Consider the following 20,186-nt stretch of genomic DNA (forward strand, 5'->3'; position numbering starts at 1 on the left):
AAGGCACACGCTTGAGACGTTTATGCTTGCAGGAAATCCCTGGGTAATTTCATCATTTGCCGCCATAAACGCTCCACGCCGGGCTTATGCACCATTGAGCAGCGGTATAAGCGAATTTCTAAGGGAATGTCCCAGCTCGGGTCGCCCGCCCTGACCAAGCGGCCGCTTTTTAATTCCTCACGAATACAGAAATCAGGTATCCAGGCAACGCCTACCCCTTGCAGCACCATCCCTTTCAGGCCTTCGGCCATGGCCGTTTCATACACGGTACGCAGCTTCATACGTAGCGGATCATTCTTCAGCAGCATACGCACACTGCGCCCCAAAAATGCACCCTGCGTATAGGAAAGGTAAGGGATGGAAGTGTCATGCTGAAGGGAAAATTTAGCTTTTCCCTGTGCATCGGGTAGCGAGACGGGCAGCATATTGACCTTACCGATCGAGAAGGAAGGAAACACTTCGGCATCGAGCTGCATGGTGGCAAAGGGGTCGTAATAAGCCAGCATTAAATCGCAATTGCCTTCACGTAGCACATGTATCGCCTCACCTACGTTCATTGCCACTAGGCGTGTCGGCAATTCGCCTAAGCCCTGTTGTAAACGGGAAATCCAAGGCGGATAAAAGCTTAATGCCAGGGAGTGAGCGGCGACAATATCCAGCGCTTCATTGGCAATCGAAAGACCACGCAAATGGCTAAGCGATTCGTTTAACTGTTCGACCAAATTACGGGCGGTAACTAAAAACAGCTGCCCTTCCGGTGTTAGCCCAACAGGGGTAGTTGAACGATCGACAAGAGTGACATCAACGGCCTGCTCCAGTGCACGAATGCGCCGACTAAATGCAGGCTGCGTTACGTGGCGCTGTCGAGCTGATGCAGAGAAGCTGCGTGTGCTGGCAAGTGCTACGAAATCTTCTAGCCATTTTGTTTCGAGATTCACCCCAGGACTCCTTGTCTCACCCTTCGTGCACGCATATTGTTTTCCTATTTTGCTGTCTATTGGACGGGCGCCATTAAATAGGCAGCACGTGATACGACTTTCATCCACATTGAGCGCTGGTTGATTTCATCAATGCTGACCCGGCGGCATTGTGAAAAGTCATTTTCCAGCATAACTTCCACGCTAGCAGCAAAGTCTTGGTTAGGGATAAAGGCGGTTATTTCAAAATTTAACCGAAATGAACGGTTATCCAGATTTACGGTGCCAACTGTGGCTGCACTGTTATCTACAAGCATTACTTTTTGATGTAAAAACCCAGGAAGATAACGGTATATTTTTACGCCTGCTCTTAACATATCAGGTAGAAACGAGAAGGCTGATAGGAAAACCAATAAATGATCTGGTCGTTCGGGAATCATGACACGTACATCTACTCCGCGCATGGCCGCAAGTCGCAGTGCATCCTGAACCCCTTGGTCAGGAACAAAGTAAGGACTGGTCACCCATAGGCGCTGTTTTGCGCTATGAATAACCTGTTGTACCAGCAGGCTGGCAGTATCCTGACGATCTGCAGGCCCAGAGGGCACAATAACTACATGATGATCAGTTGAAGAAGACGTCTCAGCCATCCAGTTCAGGCTAATCACTTCATCGGTAGCCCAGTGCCAATCTTCCCAAAACGCTTCTTGTAAGCCCAATACACTGGGACCTTCAAGCTTTAAGTGGGTGTCACGCCAAGGGCCATGCCGAGGATCTTCGCCTAAATATTCAACCCCAATATTAAAGCCTCCTATCCAGCCCTCTTTGCCATCGATGACCATTACTTTGCGATGATTCCGGAAGTTAAGCTGAAAACGGTGCTTAAAGCCCCTTGATGAACGAAAAGCACTTACGGCTACCCCATCGCTGATTAAATCATTTAGGTAACCATCATTTAATTGACGACTCCCCACCTCATCGTAGAGAAAATAGACGCGCACGCCACGCTGGGCAGCGTGTTGTAAATGCTGTTTCAAGCGCTGTCCGAGAGCATCGCCGCGGACAATAAAAAACTGTATCAATACATACTGTTCGGCACGATCAATGCCGTCAAAAAGGCTTTCAAAGGTCACTGGCCCGTCGATTAATAACGTGGCGTGATTACCATAGGTTAAGGGCATCATGGCAAGCTGCTCAACCGCCTGAATATCTGCATTACTAGAGGGCGCCACAAAAGGCTCTACATTAGCTCGGTAACGTACTAGCACGCGGCGTAGAACAGTGTCACGCTGCCCCCGTGCAGAGACATAGCCATAAAATCGCGGCCGTCCAAAAAACCAGTAAGCAGGAAGCGCCACGTAAGGGAAAGTCAGCAGCGATATAATCCACGCAACGGCCCCTTGAGAGGTGCGACTGGACATCAATGCCATAATCGCCGAAACGATTCCCAGCAGATGAATCAATAAGATGCTGGTCCCTAGCAACCAGGAGGTCATAGCCACGTCCTTAAAAAGCCCTCACAAAGAACAAGGCCTCGCCGTCAGCGAGGCCTTTATGCGCTTAAAAAGCTAGGCGTTCAAAGCCTAATCAACCTTCTTACCACTTTTGCTACGCTGACTGAGCAATAATCTCTTTCCACTTCGCAGGTCCGGTTTGATGCACTGATGTGCCCAGACTATCGACAGCTACCGTCACCGGCATATCTTCGACCTCGAATTCGTAGATCGCTTCCATGCCTAAATCTTCAAAGCCGACGACTCGGGATTTTTTAATCGCTTGGGCAACCAGATAAGCTGCACCCCCTACCGCCATTAAGTACACCGCCTCATTGTCACGAATAGCATCAATGGCGATTTGGCCACGCTCTGCCTTTCCTACCATACCTAACAGGCCAGTTTCTTCTAGCATGGTGCGGGTAAATTTATCCATTCGCGTGGCGGTTGTTGGGCCTGCGGGCCCCACCACTTCATCACCGATAGGATCAACCGGGCCCACGTAATAAATGAAGCGCCCTTTCATATCAACAGGCAGCGGCTCACCTTTGGCTAACATATCCACCATACGCTTATGGGCAGCGTCACGGCCGGTTAACAGCTTACCGTTCAGCAGTAGCGTATCGCCTGGCTGCCAGGTTTTGACCTCAGCGGGCGTTACGGTGTCAAGATTGACACGCTTGACGTTATCGCCTGCTTCGCGAGTGATTTCCGGCCAGTCCTCAAGCTTCGGGGCTTTTAGCGCCGCAGGGCCTGAGCCATCCAGGCTGAAGTGGGCGTGACGGGTTGCTGCGCAATTGGGAATAATCGCTACAGGCTTATTGGCGGCATGGGTTGGATAGTCTTTTACTTTAATATCCAGCACGGTGGTTAAGCCGCCTAACCCTTGCGCGCCAATACCGCTCTTATTGACCTTATCGAACAGTTCTAAGCGTATCTCTTCGGCGCGATTACTGGGCCCGCGAGCCTGTAGATCCTGAATATCGATGGGATCCAGTAGCGCCTCTTTGGCAATCATCATCGCTTTTTCAGCGGTGCCGCCGATGCCAATGCCCAGCATACCGGGCGGACACCAGCCTGCGCCCATCTTCGGCAGCTGTTCCATTACCCAATCCACGACGCTGTCGGAAGGATTAAGCATGGCAAATTTTGACTTGGCTTCACTACCACCGCCCTTCGCAGCCACGTGAATATCCACGCTGTCACCAGGCACAATCTGATGATGGATAATGGCGGGAGTGTTGTCTTTGGTGTTGGCCCGCTTACCGTCAGGGTCGGCCAGTACTGAGGCGCGCAGGACATTATCAGGCAGCAAATAAGCGCGACGGACACCTTCGTTGACCATGTCGTCCAGGCTCATGTCCGCTTCCCAGGTAACGTTCATGCCCACGTGAACAAACACGGTGACGATGCCGGTGTCCTGGCAAATCGGGCGATGCCCGGTGGCGCACATACGCGAATTAATCAGAATTTGCGCAATAGCGTCTTTCGCAGCGGGGTTCTCTTCACGCTCGTAGGCGGCCGCCATGGCGTCGATGAAATCTTTGGGATGGTAGTAAGAGATGTACTGAAGAGCATCGGCAACGCTTTGAATAACGTCGTCCTGGCGAATCACGGTCATGGACTAACAGCTCCTAGGTTATCGTCTAGTCAGCGGCATTCTTGCGCATCGGCGCAGGTGCCGTCTTAGCGTGTAGCCAGTATACCGTATTGCCCTGCTGTCGGCAGCACTCCTCGGTAGTGTCTTGGCTACAGAAATTAGTGCTTTAGTAATTCTTGGCAGAAAACAAGATAACGGTATAAATGCTCAATAAAGCGTGGTATTAACTCTTCGAAGCTATTAACTGCCTTGGCAATGCGGGCAATAGTAGAGCCTTCGCGATCCCATCATTCGGCGCTCGATCACCGCACCACAGCGGTGGCACTCGAGACCTGCGCGATCGAATACCGCAAAACGCCACTGCTTACGTGACTCACCCGCTGCTTTAGCCTGTTCAATCCAGGCCTCTTGATTGGTCACACCTGCGGTTTGGTACGCTTGCCGAGTTGTCTCGATAATAAAGTGCGCAAGCAATTGTTGTTGATTGGTGGTGAGATCTACCGGCCGAGCGCTGGCCGGCAACTGGGTAAAGAATAAGATTTCAGAGCGCAGATAATTGCCGAGCCCTGCCACTAATCCTTGATCGAGCAACAGCGCACCCAAGCTTCGCCGGTGAAACTGCTTGAGATTTAACCGCTGCAGAACATCCGTGGGGGTTACATCCTGGCTCAATAAATCAGGCCCTAAACGGGCCAAAAAAGGGTGCTCGGCGAGATTGTCGCAATGCCAAAGCGAGATATCGGAAGCGCTGTAAAGACTTGCGCAACGCCCTTCTGCCGTCAAACGAACGCGTAACGTGCGCTTTGTGTCGGGAGGTTTATCCTCACTATGCAGCTTCCAAACCCCATAGAGTTGATTATGTGAGTAAAGTACCCGCTCATCAGCAAACCGGATCAGCATTGCTTTGCCACGCGTCTCTACCCGGGACACCTGAACACCAGTGAAAGAGTCTGCTTGGCTGGCCAGCTCGGGAAAGGCGAACCAAGCTTTGTCAATTACCCGCCCGCCTATCTGCTGCTGAACACGATCGGCCGCCCGACGAATTTCTGGCCCTTCTGGCATACTGCTAGCCCAGCGCCAGCTGTTTTTCTTTCATTTGATGGAGCTGATCGCGTAGCCGCGCCGCCTCTTCAAACTCCAGGTTTTGCGCTGCTTCGAACATGGCATCTTCAAGCTTGCTGATTGCGCCCAGCAGATCATGCTTATTCATGGTGGACACATCATATTCAGCGGCACTTTCCGCCACTTTACGTTCACTGCCGCGCCGACGGCTGTTCTTTTTGCCCGGCGCTTGGGCGGCTTCCAGAATATCGGACACCGAGCGCGTTATCGTCGTCGGCGTAATACCATGCTCTAGATTGTGCTCAGTCTGCTTCGCTCGCCGACGCTCGGTTTCATCGATGGCTTTGCGCATCGAGTCAGTAATCCGGTCGCCGTAGAGAATCGCCTTGCCGTGGGCGTTACGGGCAGCGCGACCAATCGTTTGTATCAATGAACGTTCAGCGCGGAGAAAGCCCTCTTTATCGGCATCCAAAATGGCCACCAGCGACACTTCGGGAATATCCAACCCTTCACGCAACAGGTTAATACCCACCAGCACATCAAACTTGCCCAAACGAAGGTCACGAATGATCTCAACACGCTCAACGGTATCGATATCCGAGTGCAGATAGCGAACCCGAATACCGTGCTCGTCAAAGTACTCGGTCAGGTCTTCTGCCATGCGCTTGGTTAACGTAGTGACCAGTACCCGCTCACCTACGGCGGTACGCAGACCAATTTCCGAAAGCAAATCATCTACCTGGGTGCTGGCCGGGCGCACCTCAATTTCAGGGTCCAACAGACCGGTAGGACGTACCACTTGCTCAACGATTTGACTGGCGTGTTCGCCCTCGTAGCGCCCAGGAGTGGCAGAGACAAAGATAGTCTGCGGGGAAATCGCTTCCCACTCCTCAAACTTCATGGGTCGGTTATCCAGCGCTGAAGGCAGTCGGAAACCATACTCCACCAATGTTTCTTTGCGCGAACGGTCACCTTTATACATGCCGCCTACTTGGGGCACGCTCACATGCGACTCATCGATAAACAGCAACGCATCATCGGGCAGGTAATCGAAAAATGTCGGCGGGGGCTCGCCGGGCGCACGCCCAGATAGATAGCGGGAATAGTTTTCAATGCCGTTGCAGTAGCCCAATTCCAGCATCATCTCGATGTCATAAAGCGTACGTTGCTCCAGGCGTTGCGCTTCGACTAGACGCTCATGCTTGCGCATCCACTCAAGTCGCTGTTTAAGCTCTTCTTTAATGGCATCAATGGCGCCTAGAATGGTTTCCCGCGGCGTCACGTAGTGCGATTTAGGGTAGATGGTCATACGCGGCACCTCGCCCTTGACGGCACCGGTCAACGGGTCGAACAAGCGAATCGTATCGATCTCGCTATCGAACAGCTCGACACGCACCGCTTCTTCATCAGAGTCAGCGGGGAAGATATCGATCACGTCACCACGTACCCGGTAGGTACCGCGCCGAAAGTCCATATCATTACGTGTATATTGCAGCTCGGCCAGCCGACGCAGGAAGGCGCGCTGATCGATCAATTCACCACGGGTAAAGTGGAGACGCATCTTTAGATACTGGTCCGGGTCACCCAGACCGTAAATGGCTGACACCGACACCACAATCAGCGCATCCCGGCGCTCCAGTAGCGCCTTAGTGGCCGAGAGGCGCATCTGCTCAATGTGGTCATTGATAGAGGCATCTTTCTCGATAAACGTATCAGACGAAGGCACATAGGCTTCCGGCTGATAGTAGTCGTAGTAGGAAACGAAATACTCTACCGCGTTATCCGGGAAAAACGCCTTGAACTCACCGTAAAGCTGGGCAGCAAGGGTCTTGTTAGGTGCCATCACAATGGTCGGGCGCTGCTGCTGTTCGACGATATTGGCCATGGTGAAAGTTTTGCCCGAGCCGGTAACGCCTAGCAGCGTTTGATGAGCAAGCCCTGACTCCAGGCCACTAATCAGCCCTTTAATGGCGGCTGGCTGGTCACCGGCAGGCTGAAATTTTGACTGTAATCGAAAGGCTTTGCTCATCGATGCTCCAAAAAAGGAAAACTATTTTAAGGGTAACTAAACAAGACGTGTCTCTATCTCAACCGTGGACTCGGTCATCAAACGCTGGATGGGACAACGATGGCTGATTTCTTCAAGCCTGGCGCGCTGCACAGGGTCATTAATACCGTGCAGTGTTAAGGTGACACCCAGTTTGTAAATACCTTTTCTTTCCTGACTATCATCGCGCTGTACCGTGACGGTCACTCCTTCAAGCGGCCATCCCTTACGCTTGGCGTACATTTGCACGGTAATTGCTTTACACGTGCCCAAGGCGATATCGAAATAGTCGTGCGGATCAGGGGCACTGCCCTCGCCGCCAACCACTGGCGGTACATCGGCATACAAAGCTTCCAGACCATCGACTTCAACACGCAGCCTAAAGGCATGGTTGCGCTCACTAATGACGCTAATGGGTATGTGCATTAGGATACCTTGATGCCAAGCTTGAGTTTTTCAATGGCGTTAATCAGCGTTTCACGCTTTGCACGCCCATCGATATCAGCCCCGTGGCGGCCGACCTCGGCGCTGTCAACACCGTCCAGCATCATGAGTGCTGTGGTAATTTTATTAACCTGCTCGACCGATTTAACACCCTGGAATGTTAATGATTGCTGCGCCATACCGTTTCCCTGCCTATTGGCCTATGCAAGACTCCTACGAGGGAAAGAGTCTAGCACGCTAATAGTGCCTTGCAATTAATGCCGACTGCCCGCACTTAAGGGCAATACATGCATATTCATTTGTCCGCAAGCTTAGAATGGCTGACAAATCACCACTTTGATCAGGAGTTTTTTATGGCGACCGTTACCTCACGCACTTCCGCCCTTGGCAGCGTCCGCCTTACTCACTTAGCCGCGCTGGATGTGAAAGGCGCCGATGCAGAAAAGTTCCTTCAAGGGCAGACTAGCGCCCAAGTCAACCTAGCCGATGGACACTTTGCGCCGCTGACCTGTTTCTGCACGCCTAAGGGCCGCATGCTAGCCAATGCCCAATTGCTGCGCATGGGGGAAAACCATTTTCGGCTGCTACTAAGCAGCACCCTGTTAGAGAGTTTAGCCAACCATCTTAAAAAATTCGCCGCTTTCTATAAGGCCGAATTGACGGCACTGCCTAACCTTACGTTCATCGGCACTGGCGACAATGCCCAATCACCTGCTGACCAGCTTGGCCTGCACTTTCCTGAGCAGAACTTTCCTGAGCAGGTTGGCACTCACAGCAACAATGACCAGCTCTGCGCGTTGCGTTACCCCGGTAGGACACCGAGATGGCTATTGTGTTTCGATCACGATATCAACGGCGATAAAATATCGATACAGGACGACGATGAAGGCCGTAACGCATGGCAGCTTGAGGATATTCGCAGTGGCTTAGCGTGGCTAACCGACGCCCAGCAGGATCACTTTTTACCGCAAATGCTTAACTGGGAAGCGTTAGGCGGGATTAGCTTCAAGAAAGGCTGCTATACCGGCCAGGAAGTTGTCGCTCGCGCCCACTTTCGCGGGCAGGTTAAAAAGCGTCTGATGCATATTAGCGTGGGGGCACAAGCGCTACCCGAAGTAGGCGCCAACCTGACGAACAGTGACGATAAAGCGGTGGGCGAAGTCGTGGTAAGCGCATTTAACGAGCAAGGCGACGTCGAGCTGCTTGCAGTAATGAGCACCAAGGTCATGGAAGAAACAGTGCCCGTATTTCTCGCAGGGGCCCCAGCCACTTTACTACCATTACCCTATACGATTGAGCGAGTTGACCCCGAACAGTTGGCGGTTGGCCTGAATAACTAGCCTTGCCGCTTTCTAAGCGTGAGGTAAGCCAAACAGCGTTGTGGCGTTATGACTGCTCATGGTCGCGACCTGTTCCAGCGTTTGACCGCGCAGGGCAGCCACCACACTACATACTTCCGCTACCCGGCACGGTTCATTACGCTTGCCCTGGTAGCCGCTAAGCGGCATATCAGGACTGTCGGTTTCAAGCACAAAAGCGTCATCGGGTAGTGCCTCAACGGTTCGCTGCAACCGCTTGGCACGCTCATAGGTTACCGCGCCGCCCAACCCCAGCTTGAAACCTAAATCGAGAAATTTCGTCGCCTGCTCAATAGAGCCTGAGAAAGCGTGAATTAACCCAGCTTGAGGTAGCGCAAGCTGGCGAAGTCGCTTGGCGACCTTATCGTTAGCATGAACGCAGTGCACCACTATCGGCAGTGAGTGATGCTTAGCGAGCCTCAATTGAGCATCAAAGTAATGCCACTGCGCGTCCAGCGTGTCGCTAAAGCGGCCATCAATTCCACACTCGCCCAACGCAACAGCCTCAGGATGCTCGCTCAGAGCTAGGTCGAGCGCTTCAAGGTCGGCCTCTTGATGCTGTTGCATAAAGTACGGATGAAGCCCCAGACAAACCGAGGTGTCATCCCGCTCGCCCAGCGCCAGCACCTGTTGCCAACGGGCCCGGGTTGTACCCGGCACCACGAAGCGCACCACACCCACCGCCTTGGCAGCCTCAAACACCTCAGTTCGATCATGATCGAACTCAGAAAAGTCGAGATGGCAGTGCGCGTCGATTAACATATCAATACTTAGTGTTCGCGGGTGGGTTGGAAGCGAATGTCCGGCCAGCGCTCCTGAGTCATCTGCAGGTTAACCCGAGTCGGCGCGATATAAGTGAGATAGCCACCGCCATCAATCGCCAGATTAGTGCTGGCTTTACGCTTAAACTCTTCGAGTTTTTTAGCATCCTCACAGTAGACCCAGCGGGCAGTCTGCACATTGACGCCTTCATACAAGCAGTCGACCTTGTACTCCTCTTTCAGGCGATGAGCAACCACATCGAACTGCAGGGTGCCCACAGCGCCAAGGATCAGGTCATTATTGTCCATCGGCATAAAGACCTGGGTAGCGCCCTCTTCAGAAAGCTGCTGCAAGCCTTTTTGCAGCGCTTTCATTTTCAACGGGTCTTTTAACCGCACGCGCTTAAAGAGCTCTGGTGCAAAGTGCGGTATACCGGTAAAGCGCATATCTTCACCGACGGTAAAGGTATCGCCGATCTGAATGGTACCGTGGTTGTGCAGACCGATAATGTCACCGGGCCACGCTTCTTCGACCTGCGAGCGGTCAGAGGCCATAAAGGTCAACGCATCGGCAATTTTGACGTCTTTGCCAATGCGCACATGGCGCATCTTCATGTTCTTTTCGTACTTGCCTGAACAGACCCGCAAGAAGGCAATGCGATCGCGATGATTGGGATCCATATTGGCCTGAATTTTAAACACGAAACCGGTGAAGCGATCATCATCAGAAGTGACTTCTCTGGTATCGGTTTCATGGGCCTGGGGGGGCGGCGCGTATTCAACAAAGCCATCTAGCATTTCACGCACCCCGAAGTTACCCATCGCAGTCCCGAAATAGACCGGCGAAAGCTCACCACGACGATAGGCGTCCAGGTCAAACTCATGGGAGGCACCACGCACTAGTTCCACTTCCATGCGCAGCTCTTCTGCTTGGTCTTCACCCAACACGGCATCTACTTCAGGATTATTTAGGCCTTCAATGCGTTTATCATCGGGGATACGGCTACCCTGCCCCTGGGTGTAGAGGTGAACAACATCGTTATACAGATGATAAACGCCCTTAAAGTGGCGCCCCATGCCAATCGGCCAGGTCATTGGCGCGCACTGAATATTGAGTACCGTTTCGACCTCATCCATTACCTCAATGGGGTCACGGATATCGCGATCCATTTTGTTGATAAAGGTGAGGATCGGCGTGGTACGCAGACGGCATACTTCCATCAACTTAATCGTACGATCCTCAACGCCCTTGGCGCCGTCGATCACCATCAAGGCAGAGTCAACCGCCGTGAGCGTACGGTAGGTGTCTTCAGAGAAATCTTCGTGGCCAGGTGTGTCCAGCAGATTGACAATACGTCCGCCATAGGGGAACTGCATCACCGAGGTAGTGACGGAGATGCCCCGCTCCTGCTCCATTTTCATCCAGTCCGACGTTGCGTGGCGATCATTGCGCTTGCTTTTAACCGAGCCCGCTAGCTGGATGGCGTTGCCAAACAACAGCATCTTTTCGGTGATCGTTGTTTTACCGGCGTCGGGGTGGGAAATAATAGCGAATGTCCTGCGAAGCTCAGCTTCACGGGCTAATTGAGTCTCTTTCATTGTACCTCTTCAAATATAGGGTCTCATCCGCAGCACTCGATCAGAAGCTCTCGCTAACTGGCCAACGCGCGTTGAGCTATGTCCATTACGGCAATTGTAACGCTTGGAGGCGGCTGTTGTCGCGGGTGGTGTCAAACGTGACGCCCTTGAAAAAGACCAAAAAAAACGCTGAACAAGTCAGCGTTTTTATAACCTTATCGGCTTAGTCTGCCTAAGCATTAATAGTGATAGGTCTATTTAAAACCTGTCAGCGCGAAATGGCGCCATATCGATAGCCGTTGGCTGCCCTTCCATCATATCCGCCAACAAGTGGCCGGTAGCGGGCCCTAACGTAAACCCTTGGTGACCGTGACCAAAAGCAAGCCATAGGCCAGAATGGCGTGGCGCTGGGCCAATCACCGGTTTCATATCGGGCAGGCACGGCCGCGCACCTTTCCAGGGGGCTTCATCGCGGCGCTCCCCTAATGGAAACACACTGCGAGCCACTTTCTCTGCCGCACCCAGTTGGTTAACGTCGGCGGGGGCATCAAGACGGTCTAACTCTGCCCCGGTAGTCAAGCGGATACCCGCATTCATCGGCGCCAGCAGGTAGCCAATTTCGGCATCCATGACCCAGTAATTTAGCTTGGCCTCTGCTTGCGGGGCGTAGTGCATGTGATAGCCACGCTTCACAAAGGTAGGGAAATGGTAACCAAGCTCCTTCAGCCAGCTACCCGCCCAAGGCCCTAGCGCCACCACGACGTCGTCTGCTTCTAACGTTTCGGCGGCGGTGCTTACCTGCCACCGGCCACCCACCTGCTGAACAGAGGTGATGTCCGCCTGCAGAATGCGTCCGCCATCATTGCTGAATGCTTGGGCATAAGCCGCGACCAGCGCGCCTGGGTCGGCCACGGTCCAGGGGTCGAGCCAATGAATCGCGCCGATAATATGTTCGCTAAGGGAAGGCTCTTTCTCCATCAGCGCAGCCCGATCCAGTTGCTCAAATTGAACACCATAAAGACGGCGCGCCTCTTCAGCATCTTTTAACCGTGCGGCCAACTTTTCAGGGGTACGGTAAAGCTCAAGCCATCCCTGCCTGCGCACTAAGTGTTCCGCCCCGGCAGCCTCAATCATCGGGCCGTGGGTCTTCAGTGACTGCTGAATCAAAGACGCGTATTCCGGCACGATTTTCTGGTAAGCCTTCGGTGCTGAGTTCATCCAGTAGCGCAACAGTGGGGAAGCGGCATTCACCATACCCGCAGGACGATAGCGAATATCAACCCGTCGGTTAGGCAACACGCTCAGGAGCGTTTTGACATCCCGTGGAAAGGGGTAAGGCCTAACGGCTTCTCGCTGAATAATGCCTGCATTGCCAAACGAGGTTTCTCGGCCAGGCTGAAGACGGTCTACCACGGTGACCTCATGACCGCGCTGTTGCAGATGCCAAGCAATGCTGACACCTACCATCCCTGCTCCTAAAACTACCGTTTGACGTCCCATGTTGATGCACTCCCCCCGCTGTCGATTCAGCACTATTATTGACAAGTAATAACTATTTGAAAAATATCACCAAATCAACCGCATTAATATAGTAGAAACCGCTGTTTTAAAGCTTTAAATAAGTAATTAATGCTGCATAAAGAGCTAAAAAGGATGACAAAACTATTAGCGGCATAACAATTGCTTAGTTTCTATTAGGCAACCTAAAAGGTATGCGATTGACGCCGCCGTAACGGCCTCTCCCTTCCCAGCGCAAAACACATAACGCACCAAAAAGAAGCGTTCGCACCAAAAGATGCCCTCGCACTCGTGATAAAGGAAAACACCATGCCTGCAACGCTAAATCTGGATAGCTCGCTGATCGATACGCTCTGGGTACTCTGGGCAGCCGCTCTGGTATTTGTGATGCAAGCTGGCTTTCTATGCTTAGAGGCTGGCACAACGCGTACCAAGAACGCCATTAATGTCGCTATGAAAAACGTAGCGGACTTTGCGATTGCCGTCAGTGTTTTTTGGCTCATCGGATTCGGCATCATGTTTGGTGATTCGTTGGGCGGCGCTGTAGGCACGACGTTATTCGGCTGGCAGTTAGATGCTTCGGGTAGCTGGGTGATCACGGTGTTCATCTTCCAGACAATGTTCTGCGCGACCGCCGCCACCATTGTGTCGGGTGCAGTGGCGGAACGCATGCCCTTTTTAGCGTATATTTGGACGGCGCTATGGATCGCGTTAATCATCTACCCCGTATTCGGACACTGGGCTTGGGGCGGGCTATTAGGTGGTGCCGCAGGCTGGCTAGGGGCTCTGGGGTTTGTTGATTTTGCTGGCTCCACAGTGGTTCACAGTGTAGGCGGCTGGGTAGCCCTGGCAGCGGTACTCTGCATCGGCCCACGCAGCGGTCGTTTCGCACACGGCAAGCCTCCTACCGCTTTTCCCTCTGGCAACCTTCCACTCGCGATGCTTGGCGCGCTATTTATGATATTAGGTTGGTTTGGCTTTAACGGCGGTAGCACGCTGGCGGTTACCGACCAGATACCAGGCATATTGGCTAATACCGTGCTTGGAGCCGTGGGCGGCATTCTCTCCGGTATGCTCATGGGAATGCGAACACGTCGTTACGCCGATGTGATGTACGCAATTAATGGCGCCATTGCAGGCCTAGTCGCCGTCACCGCCAGCGCGCATGTGATCTCGCTCCCGGCGGCATTTGGCTTGGGGGCGGTTAGCGGCGTGCTAATGGTACTGACCAGCGAATGGCTGCTGAGTAAGCGTATCGATGATGCCGTGGGCGCCATACCTGCCCATTTGATATCCGGCATTTGGGGCACGCTCGCACTCCCCTGGGTGGCGGATATGGCACTACTGGATAGCGGCCTGTCCCGACCCGCTCAATTCGGCATTCAGCTACTTGGCGTTGTCGTTTGCGGTGTTTGGAGTTTTGGCAGCGCATGGCTGATTTTTCGCATCACCCGGCGCTTCCTGCCCTTACGCGTCTCACCTGACGCAGAAAAAATGGGCCTCAATTTAGCCGAGCATGGCGCCAACAACGAGCTGAACCAACTGCTCGAACATATGCGCCAACATGAACAACAGGGCGATATACGCCAACGCATTGAAGCCGACCCGTTTACCGAAGTGGGTGAAATAGCGGCCAGCTATAACCGGGTAACGGCGGCTCTTGAAACCGCCGTTGGTCACACTCGCGTCATGCTGCGGAACCTGCGCGATGGAGTGATCACTTGGCAAGCAGACGGGACCTTAACCAGCCTTAACCCTGGAGCAGAGCAGCTTTTCAACATCAATGCAGCCAGCCTTATGGGTCAACCCGTCTCACATCTGTTGCCTGGCTTTACGTTAACCCCTGGGGCGCGGCATGAAATTAAACGACGCTGCGATGACAAGCGTATTCGCTATTTGGAAATTCAGGTTAGCGAAGGCGCTAGCGGCTCTGCATCAGAGCGTTCTGGAATGGTGCGCGATATTACTGAGCGCAGACAGCTCCAAGAGCAGTTAAACCGGGAGCGTGATCTTGCCCGCACGACGCTGGCTTCTATAGGTGATGGCGTTATCACCTGCGATGCCAGCGGCAACGTCACGTTTCTCAACACAGAAGCGCAACGCTTAACCGGCTGGTCACTCAAAGAGGCAATGGATAAACCCATTCATGTGGTATATCAATTACTCGAGGAAGCCAGTGGCGAACTGCTCAGCAACCCAGCCCGGCAAGTGCTAACGCAATTAACTTCAGTGCACTCCACTGAGCATTGCCTACTGGTAAAGTGTGACCAATCGTACACACCCATCCAACACAGTGCCTCACCGATACGCTCTCGCAGCGGTATCACTCTAGGGGCAGTCGTTGTCTTTCAAGATGTAAGCCTCACTCGCCAACTGACAGAACAACTGAGTTACCAAGTAAGTCACGATAATCTAACCGACTTACTCAATCGGCGTGCATTTGAATCAGCGCTTAACGCGTTGCTTAATCGCGATGATGGCCAACATGTCCTCTGCTACCTCGATCTTGATCAGTTCAAAATAGTCAACGATACCTGCGGCCATCTAGCGGGTGACGAGCTGTTACGGCAAGTGTCATTAAAGCTGAAATCCCATGTGCGCAGTAGCGATATTGCCGCTCGCCTGGGTGGTGATGAGTTTGCCCTGCTGCTACCCGACTGCGGTCTTGATAGAGCGCTTGTCATTACCGAAGCTCTGCGCAGCGATATCGAAAATTACCGATTTGCCTGGCAAGAGCACACCTTTGGGATTGGGGTTAGCATTGGCTTGGTTGAACTCAACGCTGCTCAACCCATGCAGCTTAGTCAAGCACTTCACGCTTCTGACGCAGCTTGCTACGCCGCAAAGGAGGCGGGACGCAATCGCATCCACTGCTATCAACCCGATGACCATTTGTTACTAGAGAGGCATGGTGAACTGCAGTGGGTTCAGCGCTTGCAAAATGGTCTTGATAACGATGCCTTTCGACTTTTTGCCCAGCCGATTAAAGCTATATACGGTGACGCTCCCGCTTATCGTGAGATTTTGCTCCGCCTGGAAGAGCATGGTGAACTTATCGCCCCTGGAAGCTTTTTACCTGCCGCTGAGCGCTATCACTTTATGGTGCGCATTGATCGTTGGGTAATTCGTAATACCCTGGCATGGCTAGGAGATCAAAATCGCCAATCCTCTCCACCAACATATAGCCTGTGGGGTATCAATTTATCAGGGGCTTCGCTGTCCGATGCTGATTTTTGTCAGGATCTGATTACCAAGGTCTCTACAGCAGACCTACCCCACGGCACGCTCTGTTTTGAAATTACTGAAAGTACCGCGATCGCCCAGCTATCCAGCGTAAAGACACTCATTAATACCTTGAGAGTTTATGGCTGCCGTTTTGCTCTTGATGACTTTGGTACCGGACTCTCCTCGTTTAGTTATTTGAAACAGCTACCCGTTGATTATCTAAAAATTGACGGTAACTTCATCCGCAATGTGCATCAAGACCCGATTGATCGGGCAATGGTGGAGGCAATTCACTCGGTGGGTAAGGCACTGGGGATCAAGACGATCGCAGAGTTTGTTGAAACCCAGGCTACGCTGGACACACTGCATCAGATAGGGATTGATTATGCGCAGGGGTATTTATTAGGAATGCCTGAACCGCTTACCAATATGGCCGGCAACCGTATTCGAGTGATGCCTCGTTAGAAAAACGAGAGCGCTTAAAAGGCGAAAACAAAAAAACCCAATAAAGGGCATAAAAACCGAAAAATAGAAACTAAAAACAGGAGGAGATAACAAGAAGAGTACATGCGGGTAATGGGGTGGATGATGGGACTTGAACCCACGACCACCGGAGTCACAATCCGGGGCTCTACCACTGAGCTACACCCACCACAACCTAAAACTGGAAACGTAAACATTGTCACTGGGGTGGATGATGGGATTTGAACCCACGACCACCGGAGTCACAATCCGGGGCTCTACCCCTGAGCTACACCCACCATAGACAATCTTACGTAGAAACAAGTATTACATGCTTGAAGAATGATTCTCTGACGGGTTGTTACCACTGAAATTAGGTGGCACGCCCAGCAGGAATCGAACCCGCAACCTACGGCTTAGAAGGCCGTTGCTCTATCCGGTTGAGCTATGGGCGCACAAAAAGCATTCAGAAATAACGAATACTGATGAGCACTAGACCACAACCAAAGCTTGAAAAAGCAAGCTACTACCTTTCACGTTTAGGTGTGGTCGGGATGGAGGGATTCGAACCCCCGACATCCTGCTCCCAAAGCAGGCGCGCTACCAGACTGCGCTACATCCCGATTTTTCATCACCCTAGACGCTACCGCTTGGTCCGTCTCAAGCGAGGCATATATTACTATTTTTAATTTTAAAGTCAACCATTAAAGTGATTGTTCGTGAAGGCGCTTTGCCTGGATGCCCTAGCGTGCGAAAATTACCGCCTTAGAAAGCGTAGCCAACTGCGCTAGCAGCACTAGGTACTGTCTTAAAAGCCATTACGTCAAAAGGCTTCGAGACACCGCCTAGCCCTTTTCCACGTCCACAGGGATTTCTCTACATGACTGCCCAACTAATCGATGGCAAAGCCATCGCTGCTACTGTTCGCCAACAGGTTGCCGAGAAGGTTGCCGCACGTAAAGATGCAGGCGCACGAGCACCGGGCCTAGCCGTAGTTGTGGTAGGAGATGATCCCGCCTCTCACGTTTACGTCAGTAATAAGCACCGCGCCTGCGAACAGGCAGGCATTCTTTCCTTCCAGCATACTCTGCCCACTGCGACCTCTCAGCATGACTTAGAAACGCTGGTTGATCAGCTCAATAGCGACCCGGCCGTAGACGGAATACTGGTTCAACTGCCACTACCCAAGCACTTAGATGCCGGCCCTATTTTAGAGCGTATTCGTCCTGATAAAGATGTTGATGGTTTTCATCCTTACAACATTGGTCGCTTAGCACAGCGCATGCCTGCGCTACGCCCTTGCACCCCTAAAGGCATCATGACCTTACTGGCGCAAAGCGACATCGCGCTACGCGGCTTGGATGCTACCGTGGTCGGCGCTTCTAACATTGTCGGCCGCCCTATGGCACTTGAACTGATGCTCGCGGGCTGTACCACTACCGTATGCCACCGTTTTACCCAGAACCTTAAAGACCACGTTAGCCGCGCTGACATTGTGGTGGTAGCCGTCGGCAAGCCAGGCATCGTTAAAGGGGAATGGATTAAGCCAGGAGCTGTCGTGATTGATGTAGGTATTAATCGCCAGGAAGATGGCACGCTAAAAGGCGACCTTGATTTCGCCGCCGCCGCTGAACGCGCTAGCTTTATTACCCCGGTTCCGGGCGGCGTGGGACCCATGACCGTCGCAACGCTGCTCGAAAATACGCTTGAAGCCGCTGAACGGCACGATTTAACGCCCCAAGATCACGCCTGATTAATACATTTTCATCCCTTTTATGCAGGAGCATGGCGCAGTGAAGCGTATTGGTATTATTGGCGCAATGGCGCAGGAAGTAAGCACTTTAGTAGCGCAGCTAGACAATGCTGAACGCTATGAACACGCGGGTTTTACATTCCATACTGGAACACGTTATGGCCTTGAGGTGATTGTGCTGCAGTCAGGCATTGGCAAAGTCAACGCCGCAGTGGGTACCGCTATTTTATTAGAGCGCCACCAACCCGACATCATTATCAATACCGGTTCGGCGGGTGGATTTGCCACCGATTTAAAGATTGGCGATGTGATCATCTCTGATGAAGTACGCCATCATGATGTTGACGCCGTCGTATTTGGCTATGAGATGGGCCAAGTACCGGGGATGCCCGCCGCCTATCAGGCCGACACGGCGCTACGAGACATTGCCCGTAACGCCATTGCTTCATTAGGTGAGGTCAACATACGCGAAGGGCTGATCGCCACAGGAGACGCCTTCATGGCCGACCCGGCTCGCGTAGAAGCAACCCGCGCCCAATTCCCCACCATGCTGGCCGTTGAGATGGAAGGCGCTGCGATTGCTCAGACATGCTATCTCTACCAGTGTCCTTTCGTCGTGATCCGCGCACTCTCTGACATTCCCGGCAGTGGCGACAACCACCTCTCTTTTGATGAGTTTTTGGAAGTAGCTGCCGACCACTCATCGCGCATGGTCGATCAAATGCTGAAGCAGCTTAGCCTAGGCTAGCTGGTATCTCAGGGCTACGCCTTAATAGCCCATCCAAGCGATTCGCCCGCCAATAGCGGAATAATCGACTCGCCTTGGGCATAGGAGTAGCTCTCCGGCAGTCGCCATTCGCGTCGTTCTAGCGTCATGGTGTCAGCGTTAGGCGTCAGGCCATAAAAGCGCGGCCCGTTAAGGCTGGCAAAGGCTTCCAGTTTGTCCAAGGCATTCATTTCATCGAAAGCAGTAGCGTAAAGTTCAATGGCGGCGGGGGCGGTATAAGCACCCGCACAGCCGCAGCTTGACTCTTTAGCACCCTGAGAGTGAGGCGCGCTATCGGTGCCCAAAAAGAACTTGTGGCTACCGCTGGTGGCTGCTTTCAAAAGCGCCTGACGATGCTGCTCACGTTTGAGAATCGGCAAGCAGTAGTAGTGAGGGCGAATACCACCGACCAACATTTTATTGCGATTGAACAGTAAGTGATGGGCGGTAATGGTAGCGGCTACGTTGTCCGGCGCTTGCGCGACAAACTCTGCGGCCTGCTGAGTAGTGATATGTTCAAACACCACTTTCAGCGTTGGGTGGCGCGCCAGCAATGGCTTCATCACTTTTTCGATAAACACAGCTTCGCGATCAAAAATATCAATCTCAGCGGTAGTGACCTCGCCATGCACTAACAGGGGCATGCCTACTTCAACCATCTTGGCAATCGTGGCATCACAATGGGCCAAGTCGGTCACACCTGAGTCAGAATTTGTAGTGGCACCCGCTGGGTAAAGCTTGACCGCTTTGACGATGCCGCTCTGTGCTGCGCGTTCAATCTCTTCGGGGGGCGTGGTATCGGTAAGGTAAAGCACCATTAAGGGCTCAAAAGTACTGCCCGCAGGTAAGGCGTCTAGGATACGTTGACGGTAATCAATCGCCTGGGAGGTTGTGGTGATCGGCGGAGTTAGATTAGGCATAATAATGGCACGCCCCATCTGTGCGGCGGTATGGCCTACCACCGCCTTTAGCGCTTCACCATCGCGTAAATGAAGATGCCAATCATCGGGGCGGGTCAGTGTTACAGTGTCCACGGCGAGTCCTGTACTGGAGTGATGTCGGAAAAATGATAGCGACAGTATACGCAATTGCGCGATTGGATAAATCCACTCTTCGAGCGCCACACATTTGCCCAAGTGTCGTATCATGGCGGCACTTTTCTTAATGAACCCGTCTTAACGACTAGGGTTGATAGCTCGCTT

Annotated in this window: 15 protein-coding genes and 4 tRNA genes; 4 read left to right on the forward strand and 15 right to left on the reverse strand. The window is 52.7% G+C overall.

Annotated elements, in window-relative coordinates; genetic code table 11:
• Nucleotides 1–20: 20 nt before the first annotated feature.
• From HZS80_RS02915 to HZS80_RS02945, 7 genes are all read right to left on the reverse strand, one after another.
• Nucleotides 21–938 (reverse strand): LysR substrate-binding domain-containing protein, encoded by a 918-nt coding sequence (locus tag HZS80_RS02915; RefSeq protein ID WP_008957993.1) that lies wholly within the window; start codon nucleotides 936–938, stop codon nucleotides 21–23.
• Nucleotides 939–994: 56 nt separating this feature from the next.
• Nucleotides 995–2,413 carry a cardiolipin synthase gene (gene cls / locus HZS80_RS02920; RefSeq protein ID WP_179915128.1) on the reverse strand — a complete coding sequence of 473 codons (1,419 nt, stop codon included), beginning with the start codon at nucleotides 2,411–2,413 and terminating at the stop codon, nucleotides 995–997.
• Between the two features lie 112 nt (nucleotides 2,414–2,525).
• The gene (locus tag HZS80_RS02925) at nucleotides 2,526–4,031 is read right to left on the reverse strand and encodes a fumarate hydratase (RefSeq protein WP_035558283.1); all 1,506 of its coding nucleotides are present in this window, start codon (nucleotides 4,029–4,031) and stop codon (nucleotides 2,526–2,528) included.
• 219 nt (nucleotides 4,032–4,250) lie between these two features.
• A complete protein-coding gene (gene nei / locus HZS80_RS02930; RefSeq protein WP_035558286.1) occupies nucleotides 4,251–5,072 on the reverse strand; it encodes an endonuclease VIII in 822 nt (273 codons plus the stop codon).
• Between the two features lie 4 nt (nucleotides 5,073–5,076).
• Nucleotides 5,077–7,101 (reverse strand): excinuclease ABC subunit UvrB, encoded by a 2,025-nt coding sequence (uvrB, locus tag HZS80_RS02935; protein WP_035558289.1) that lies wholly within the window; start codon nucleotides 7,099–7,101, stop codon nucleotides 5,077–5,079.
• A 36-nt stretch (nucleotides 7,102–7,137) separates the two neighbouring features.
• Nucleotides 7,138–7,545 carry an OsmC family protein gene (locus HZS80_RS02940; RefSeq protein WP_179915129.1) on the reverse strand — a complete coding sequence of 136 codons (408 nt, stop codon included), beginning with the start codon at nucleotides 7,543–7,545 and terminating at the stop codon, nucleotides 7,138–7,140.
• A complete protein-coding gene (locus HZS80_RS02945; RefSeq protein ID WP_035558295.1) occupies nucleotides 7,545–7,742 on the reverse strand; it encodes a hypothetical protein in 198 nt (65 codons plus the stop codon). Before HZS80_RS02945 ends, HZS80_RS02940 begins: the two co-directional genes overlap by 1 nt.
• A 174-nt stretch (nucleotides 7,743–7,916) precedes the next feature.
• Here HZS80_RS02945 and ygfZ point away from each other — a divergent pair, with 174 nt between their 5' ends.
• Nucleotides 7,917–8,903 (forward strand): CAF17-like 4Fe-4S cluster assembly/insertion protein YgfZ, encoded by a 987-nt coding sequence (ygfZ, locus tag HZS80_RS02950; protein WP_035558300.1) that lies wholly within the window; start codon nucleotides 7,917–7,919, stop codon nucleotides 8,901–8,903.
• Nucleotides 8,904–8,915: 12 nt separating this feature from the next.
• Here ygfZ and HZS80_RS02955 read toward each other — a convergent pair whose 3' ends face one another.
• The 3 genes from HZS80_RS02955 to HZS80_RS02965 form a co-directional block, all read right to left on the reverse strand.
• Nucleotides 8,916–9,683, reverse strand: coding sequence for a TatD family hydrolase (locus HZS80_RS02955; protein ID WP_035558302.1), 768 nt, complete (start codon nucleotides 9,681–9,683; stop codon nucleotides 8,916–8,918).
• An 8-nt stretch (nucleotides 9,684–9,691) separates the two neighbouring features.
• Complete coding sequence (locus HZS80_RS02960) at nucleotides 9,692–11,281, reverse strand: peptide chain release factor 3 (RefSeq protein ID WP_008958002.1); 1,590 nt, start codon at nucleotides 11,279–11,281, stop codon at nucleotides 9,692–9,694.
• Between the two features lie 237 nt (nucleotides 11,282–11,518).
• A complete protein-coding gene (locus HZS80_RS02965) occupies nucleotides 11,519–12,760 on the reverse strand; it encodes an NAD(P)/FAD-dependent oxidoreductase (protein WP_035558307.1) in 1,242 nt (413 codons plus the stop codon).
• A gap of 327 nt (nucleotides 12,761–13,087) precedes the next feature.
• Here HZS80_RS02965 and amt point away from each other — a divergent pair, with 327 nt between their 5' ends.
• On the forward strand, nucleotides 13,088–16,468 hold the full coding sequence (gene amt, locus HZS80_RS02970; protein ID WP_179915130.1) for an ammonium transporter: 3,381 nt from the start codon (nucleotides 13,088–13,090) through the stop codon (nucleotides 16,466–16,468).
• 112 nt (nucleotides 16,469–16,580) lie between these two features.
• Here amt and HZS80_RS02975 read toward each other — a convergent pair.
• The 4 genes from HZS80_RS02975 to HZS80_RS02990 all read right to left on the reverse strand — a co-directional run bounded on the left by HZS80_RS02975 (nucleotide 16,581) and on the right by HZS80_RS02990 (nucleotide 17,088).
• Nucleotides 16,581–16,655, reverse strand: a tRNA-His gene (locus tag HZS80_RS02975).
• Nucleotides 16,656–16,689: 34 nt separating this feature from the next.
• Nucleotides 16,690–16,764 (reverse strand) — tRNA-His (locus HZS80_RS02980).
• A 79-nt stretch (nucleotides 16,765–16,843) separates the two neighbouring features.
• Nucleotides 16,844–16,920 (reverse strand) — tRNA-Arg (locus HZS80_RS02985).
• Nucleotides 16,921–17,011: 91 nt separating this feature from the next.
• Nucleotides 17,012–17,088: transfer RNA gene (locus HZS80_RS02990), tRNA-Pro, on the reverse strand.
• Nucleotides 17,089–17,345: 257 nt separating this feature from the next.
• On the opposite strand from HZS80_RS02990, the gene folD reads away from it, so the two are divergent.
• Together folD and mtnN are read left to right on the forward strand one after the other, a co-directional pair.
• Nucleotides 17,346–18,218 (forward strand): bifunctional methylenetetrahydrofolate dehydrogenase/methenyltetrahydrofolate cyclohydrolase FolD, encoded by an 873-nt coding sequence (gene folD / locus HZS80_RS02995; RefSeq protein WP_035558312.1) that lies wholly within the window; start codon nucleotides 17,346–17,348, stop codon nucleotides 18,216–18,218.
• Nucleotides 18,219–18,258: 40 nt separating this feature from the next.
• On the forward strand, nucleotides 18,259–18,966 hold the full coding sequence (mtnN, locus tag HZS80_RS03000; protein ID WP_179915131.1) for a 5'-methylthioadenosine/S-adenosylhomocysteine nucleosidase: 708 nt from the start codon (nucleotides 18,259–18,261) through the stop codon (nucleotides 18,964–18,966).
• A gap of 14 nt (nucleotides 18,967–18,980) precedes the next feature.
• Here the strand turns inward: mtnN and pyrC are convergent, their stop codons facing one another.
• Nucleotides 18,981–20,018 carry a dihydroorotase gene (gene pyrC, locus HZS80_RS03005; RefSeq protein WP_179915132.1) on the reverse strand — a complete coding sequence of 346 codons (1,038 nt, stop codon included), beginning with the start codon at nucleotides 20,016–20,018 and terminating at the stop codon, nucleotides 18,981–18,983.
• Between the last annotated feature and the right edge of the window lie 168 nt (nucleotides 20,019–20,186).

The sequence above is a fragment of the Vreelandella glaciei genome, assembly GCF_013415125.1.
Classification (GTDB): domain Bacteria; phylum Pseudomonadota; class Gammaproteobacteria; order Pseudomonadales; family Halomonadaceae; genus Vreelandella; species Vreelandella glaciei.